Here is a 4,720-nt window from a genome sequence, read left to right as displayed (position 1 = left end):
GACGCCCCGCGGGCGTGCGCCAGCAGCCGGGTGGTGGTCGTCTGGCCGAGCTGATCGGTGGAGGTCACCACGACGGTGGTGTCTGCGGCCACCTCGGTCGCCTCCAGGGCCTCGGCGTCGCGGGCGACCGTGACCTCGACGCCCTGGTCCTCGAGCACCCGGGCGACTGCCTGGGCTCCGTTCGGACCGGGGTTGTCGGGGTCCAGATCGGCCACCGTGCGGGGACCGACCCCGAGCAGGACGACCAGAGCGAGGGCCGCGAGGAAGCCGAGGGTCACGAGCAGGGGTGCGCGGTATCGGGCCGGGAGGCCCCGCCCGGGGGGCGGGTTTCGGGTTCCGGGTGGGGCGGTGGCGACGCTCATCGCGTCGCCTTCAGCTCGTCGTCGAGCCTCAGCACGCCCGTGGCCTGCTCCGGCGTCGCGGGGCGATCGCCGTAGAGGACCAGGTCGAACAGGAGGGCGTTGTCCTCGACGCGCTGGCTGTGACCGGGGTACTCGGCCGCCAGCGAGATCGCCACCTCGTGCGCGGTGGCGCCGGGGGAGTCCTCCAGCCGGCCCCGCTCGACCTGCCGGACGGCCAGGGCCCGGAAGCCGTCGACCAGCGCCTGCTCGGGGCGTCCGTTCGCGAGCGCGGCCTCGGCCCGCCCCCGGAGCTCGGTGGCGCTGACGATGCCGTTGTCGAGCACCGGTCCGCCACCGGGCCGGACGTGACCGGTCGTCCGGAGACGCGACAGGATGTAGGCCAGGCCGCAGAGCAGGAGCAGGAAGATCAGCATCGCGGCCAGGGTGGACAGGGCCGGGGCCTGCTCCGCCGCGGCCAGCCCGCGATTGATCTGTCTGTCCAGCCAGGTCAGGAGGCTCTGGAGGGTGTTCTGCTGGTGGTACTCCTGGTGCAGCAGCTCGCGCTCCAGCCACGACCGTGCCTCTCCGGTGGACGGCTGGAGTGGCGCGTCGGCCGGGAGCAGGGCGCGCAGCGGCGTCACGACGCGGTGATCCCCGCCTGGGTCATCAGCTCGACGTCGTAGGCCTCCTTGCGGATGCGCTGGTCGAGGTACTGCAGCGACGTCACCGCACCGGTGAACGGCGACACGAAGGCGGCCGTCAGCACGGAGATGATGGCCTGCGCGACGACGAGGCCCAGGACCTCGTACTGCGGCCCCAGGGCGGTGACGACGAACTCGCCGAGCATGCTGATCGGGGTGGCGAACACCTGGCTCGCGACGCCGGTGATGACCGCGGTCAGGAGGGCGATGCCGAAGATCCGCCAGAACTGACGCCGACTCAGCTGGAACCCGCGCCCGAACGCGCCGAACACGCCGACCCGCTCCAGCATCAGCGCCGGCACCGGGAGGTAGCCGACCCGGATCCAGAGCCAGATCAGGAGGCAGATGAAGGCCGGCACGCTGACCAGGCCCCAGACGACGAGAGGCGCGGCGCCGTCGGCGGCGAAGGCCAACGCGAACCACACGGCCACGTACGCCGCGATCAGCACGCTGCTGCCCAGCCCGATGAGGAGCGAGGCGCCGATCAGTCGCCAGCGCTTTCCGTGGGTCACCCGCCAGGCCTCGCCCAGGCTCAGCCGCCGACCGATCGCGGCAGCCGCCGTGACATGGGCGATCATCCCGGTGACCAGGATCGTGCCGACCCACTGCAGGACCATCCCGACGCCGAACGCGCCGGCGGCACCGACCAGGGCGGCCGTCTCGGCCGTCTCGAACCCGGCCCCGGACTGGCTCAGGGAGAGATCCACGGTCCAGGTGAGGACCGCCGTGACCAGCAGCGGCAGCGCCATGGCCACCGAGGCGACGAGCACCGCCGCTCCCACCGTGGCCGTGGGGTTGAACCGGATGATGCGGAACGCCGCGTCGTAGATGTCACCGAGGCCCAGCGGCCGCAGGGGCATCGCCCCGGGCTTGTGGGCGGCGCCCAGCATGCCCGGCTGCGGTGCCCATCCCGGTGCCGTGGGTGGCGGAGGTCCGTGACCCGGCGGGGGAGCGCCCGGACCCGGGGGCGGCGGTCCGGCCGGTGAGGACCCGTGACCCGGCGGCGGGTACCACTGGTTGCCTGACATCCGACTCCCCCTTCTGGCGTGCCTGGTCCGCCATGTCGCCGCACATCCTGTCAGGTCGGGCCGAGGGACGGTGTCCGGAGCGGGGCACGCGGGCGTAGCGGACCCGAAGCCTCCAGTGGGCGGCATTCGATTTGGCGCGGCGCGGTGGTCTCTGCCAAGATGGTCCGGTTGCTCCGGCGGGTTGCCGGGGTGCGGCACATCTTGACTACTGAATCGGGTTCACACGAACGATCAGTGGCTGGCGTGCGGCCGCACCGATCCAGGAGACCCGATCAGCCCGACGAACCGTCGGGCGCCACCAACAACAGCGAGGATCTTCGAGGTTGTCGTGCGTCGGAATTGTCCGACACACCCGACCGCGGGGGTCGGAGCCGAGCGGCGGTGGAGCAAGGGCGGGACCACCTCACCCGGGGAGGTCTCGGGATGACACGGCACGCGGCACCCGCAGGGTGCAGACAGACGTAAAGGACGAGAGAGACCTATGGCGGGACAGAAGATCCGCATCAGGCTCAAGGCCTATGACCACGAGGTGATCGACACCTCGGCGCGCAAGATCGTGGACACGGTCACCCGTACGGGTGCCCAGGTCGCCGGCCCGGTGCCGCTGCCGACCGAGAAGAACGTCTACTGCGTCATCCGCTCGCCCCACAAGTACAAGGACTCGCGCGAGCACTTCGAGATGCGCACCCACAAGCGCCTCATCGACATCATCGACCCCACGCCCAAGACCGTCGACTCCCTCATGCGGCTCGACCTGCCCGCCGGCGTCGACATCGAGATCAAGCTCTAGTCGGGGAAGCGAAGCCAATGACTACTCTTGAACGCAATCTGAAGGGACTGCTGGGCACCAAGCTCGGCATGACCCAGCTCTGGGACGAGAACAACCGCGTCGTCCCGGTGACCGTGGTCGCCGCGGGCACCAACGTGGTGACCCAGGTCCGCCTGCCCGAGACCGACGGCTACAACGCCATCCAGCTCGGCTTCGGCGAGATCGACGGCCGCAAGGTGAACCAGCCGCGCGCCGGCCACTTCGCCAAGGCGGGCACCACGCCTCGTCGCCACCTGGTCGAGATCCGCACCAGCGACGCCTCCTCCTACTCCGTGGGCCAGGAGCTCGCCGTCGACACCTTCGCCGCGGGCGAGGAGATCGACGTCACCGGCACCAGCAAGGGCAAGGGCTTCGCCGGCACGATGAAGCGTCACGGCTTCTCGGGTGTCGGCGCCTCCCACGGTGCCCACCGCAACCACCGCAAGCCCGGCTCCATCGGCGCCTGCGCCACCCCCGGCCGCGTCTTCAAGGGCGTCCGGATGGCCGGCCGCATGGGTAACGACACCGTCACCACCCAGAACGTCACCGTGCACGCGGTCGACGCCGAGAAGGGCCTGATCCTGCTCAAGGGCGCCGTTCCGGGTCCCAAGGGTGGCCTCGTGGTCCTCCGCTCGGCTGCCAAGAAGATCGAGGAGGCCGCCAAGTGAGCCCGACCAGCAACGTCAAGACCGTCAAGGTCGACCTTCCGGCCGAGATCTTCGACGTCTCCGTCAACGTGCCCCTGATCCACCAGGTGGTCGTGGCGCAGCAGGCTGCCGCCCGCCAGGGCACGCACGCGACCAAGACCCGCGGAGAGGTCCGCGGCGGTGGCCGCAAGCCCTACAAGCAGAAGGGCACCGGCCGCGCCCGTCAGGGCTCGATCCGCGCGCCGCAGTTCGCCGGTGGTGGCGTCGTCCACGGGCCCCAGCCCCGCAAGTACGACCAGCGCACGCCCAAGAAGATGAAGGCTGCCGCCCTGCGCGGTGCCCTGTCGGACCGGGCACGCAACGATCGCGTCCACGTGGTCGAGGGCCTGGTCTCGGGCGACGCCCCGTCGACCAAGGCGGCCCTCGCGTCGCTGGCCGGGCTCAGCGACCGCAGGCGCTACCTGGTGGTGCTCGAGCGCAGCGACGCCCTCACCTGGCTCTCGCTGCGCAACGCACCCGAGGTCCACATCGTCGCGGTCGACCAGCTCAACACCTACGACGTGCTGTCCTCCGACGACGTGGTCTTCACCAAGGGCGCCTACGACGCCTTCGTGGGTGGCACCGCCGCGAGCTCGGAGCGCAAGGCCGAGGTCGTCGAGCCGCCCGCGAACGACGCCGTCGAGGAGCCGGCCGAGAAGCCGGCTGCCAAGAAGGCTCCCGCGAAGAAGACCGCCGCCAAGAAGGCGCCTGCCAAGAAGGCCGCCGCCAAGAAGGCGCCGGCGAAGAAGGCGGCTGCCAAGAAGGCGCCCGCCGAGAAGCCCGCCGCCGAGGAGGCTGACAAGTGAGCACCCTGCACAAGGACCACCGCGACATCCTGCTCGCGCCGGTCGTGTCGGAGAAGAGCTACGGCCTGCTCGACGCGAACAAGTACACCTTCCTCGTGCGTCCCGACGCCAACAAGACCGAGATCAAGATCGCGGTCGAGAAGGTGTTCAACGTGAAGGTGACCTCGGTCAACACGATCAACCGCCAGGGCAAGACGCGGCGTACCCGTTTCGGCATCGGCAAGCGCGTGAACACCAAGCGCGCGATCGTCAGCCTGGCCGAAGGGCACCGCATCGACATCTTCGGAGGTCCGGTCTCCTGACCGGGCGCTAAGGACGAACTGACATGGCAATCCGCAAGTACAAGCCGA

6 protein-coding genes and 1 pseudogene are annotated in these 4,720 nt (G+C 70.4%); 4 read left to right on the top strand and 3 right to left on the bottom strand.

Annotated elements, in window-relative coordinates; translation table 11 throughout:
* The 3 genes from VFN12_RS07570 to VFN12_RS07560 form a co-directional block, all read right to left on the bottom strand.
* Window positions 1–362: DUF4350 domain-containing protein (locus VFN12_RS07570; RefSeq protein ID WP_325118022.1), on the bottom strand; the 362-nt coding region annotated here is incomplete at its 3' end.
* A complete protein-coding gene (locus VFN12_RS07565) occupies window positions 359–982 on the bottom strand; it encodes a DUF4129 domain-containing protein (protein WP_325118021.1) in 624 nt (207 codons plus the stop codon). The genes VFN12_RS07565 and VFN12_RS07570, both read right to left, overlap by 4 nt.
* Window positions 979–1,932 (bottom strand): hypothetical protein, encoded by a 954-nt coding sequence (locus tag VFN12_RS07560; RefSeq protein WP_325118020.1) that lies wholly within the window; start codon window positions 1,930–1,932, stop codon window positions 979–981. The genes VFN12_RS07565 and VFN12_RS07560 overlap by 4 nt, the downstream gene beginning before the upstream one ends.
* Window positions 1,933–2,551: 619 nt before the next feature.
* On the opposite strand from VFN12_RS07560, the gene rpsJ reads away from it, so the two are divergent.
* The 4 genes and pseudogenes from rpsJ to rplW all read left to right on the top strand — a co-directional run bounded on the left by rpsJ (window position 2,552) and on the right by rplW (window position 4,672).
* Window positions 2,552–2,860 carry a 30S ribosomal protein S10 gene (gene rpsJ, locus VFN12_RS07555; protein WP_026877498.1) on the top strand — a complete coding sequence of 103 codons (309 nt, stop codon included), beginning with the start codon at window positions 2,552–2,554 and terminating at the stop codon, window positions 2,858–2,860.
* A 17-nt stretch (window positions 2,861–2,877) separates the two neighbouring features.
* The gene (gene rplC, locus VFN12_RS07550; RefSeq protein ID WP_325118019.1) at window positions 2,878–3,546 is read left to right on the top strand and encodes a 50S ribosomal protein L3; all 669 of its coding nucleotides are present in this window, start codon (window positions 2,878–2,880) and stop codon (window positions 3,544–3,546) included.
* Window positions 3,543–4,184: pseudogene (gene rplD / locus VFN12_RS07545) on the top strand (50S ribosomal protein L4); the annotation flags it as partial. The gene rplC and the pseudogene rplD, both read left to right, overlap by 4 nt.
* A 182-nt stretch (window positions 4,185–4,366) precedes the next feature.
* Window positions 4,367–4,672 carry a 50S ribosomal protein L23 gene (rplW, locus tag VFN12_RS07540; protein ID WP_325118017.1) on the top strand — a complete coding sequence of 102 codons (306 nt, stop codon included), beginning with the start codon at window positions 4,367–4,369 and terminating at the stop codon, window positions 4,670–4,672.
* Window positions 4,673–4,720 lie beyond the last annotated feature (48 nt).

The organism is Nocardioides sp. (assembly GCF_035703625.1).
Classification (GTDB): domain Bacteria; phylum Actinomycetota; class Actinomycetes; order Propionibacteriales; family Nocardioidaceae; genus Nocardioides.
The sequence above is the reverse complement of the archived record's forward strand: the minus strand, read 5'-3'. Positions and strand labels throughout refer to the sequence as shown.

Excerpts from the sequence above, each read along its gene's own strand:
- rpsJ (WP_026877498.1), top strand. The coding sequence starts at position 2,552 with ATGGCGGGACAGAAGATCCGCATCAGGCTCAAGGCCTATGACCACGAG.
- rplC (WP_325118019.1), top strand. The coding sequence starts at position 2,878 with ATGACTACTCTTGAACGCAATCTGAAGGGACTGCTGGGCACCAAGCTC.
- VFN12_RS07560 (WP_325118020.1), bottom strand. The coding sequence starts at position 1,932 with ATGCTGGGCGCCGCCCACAAGCCCGGGGCGATGCCCCTGCGGCCGCTG.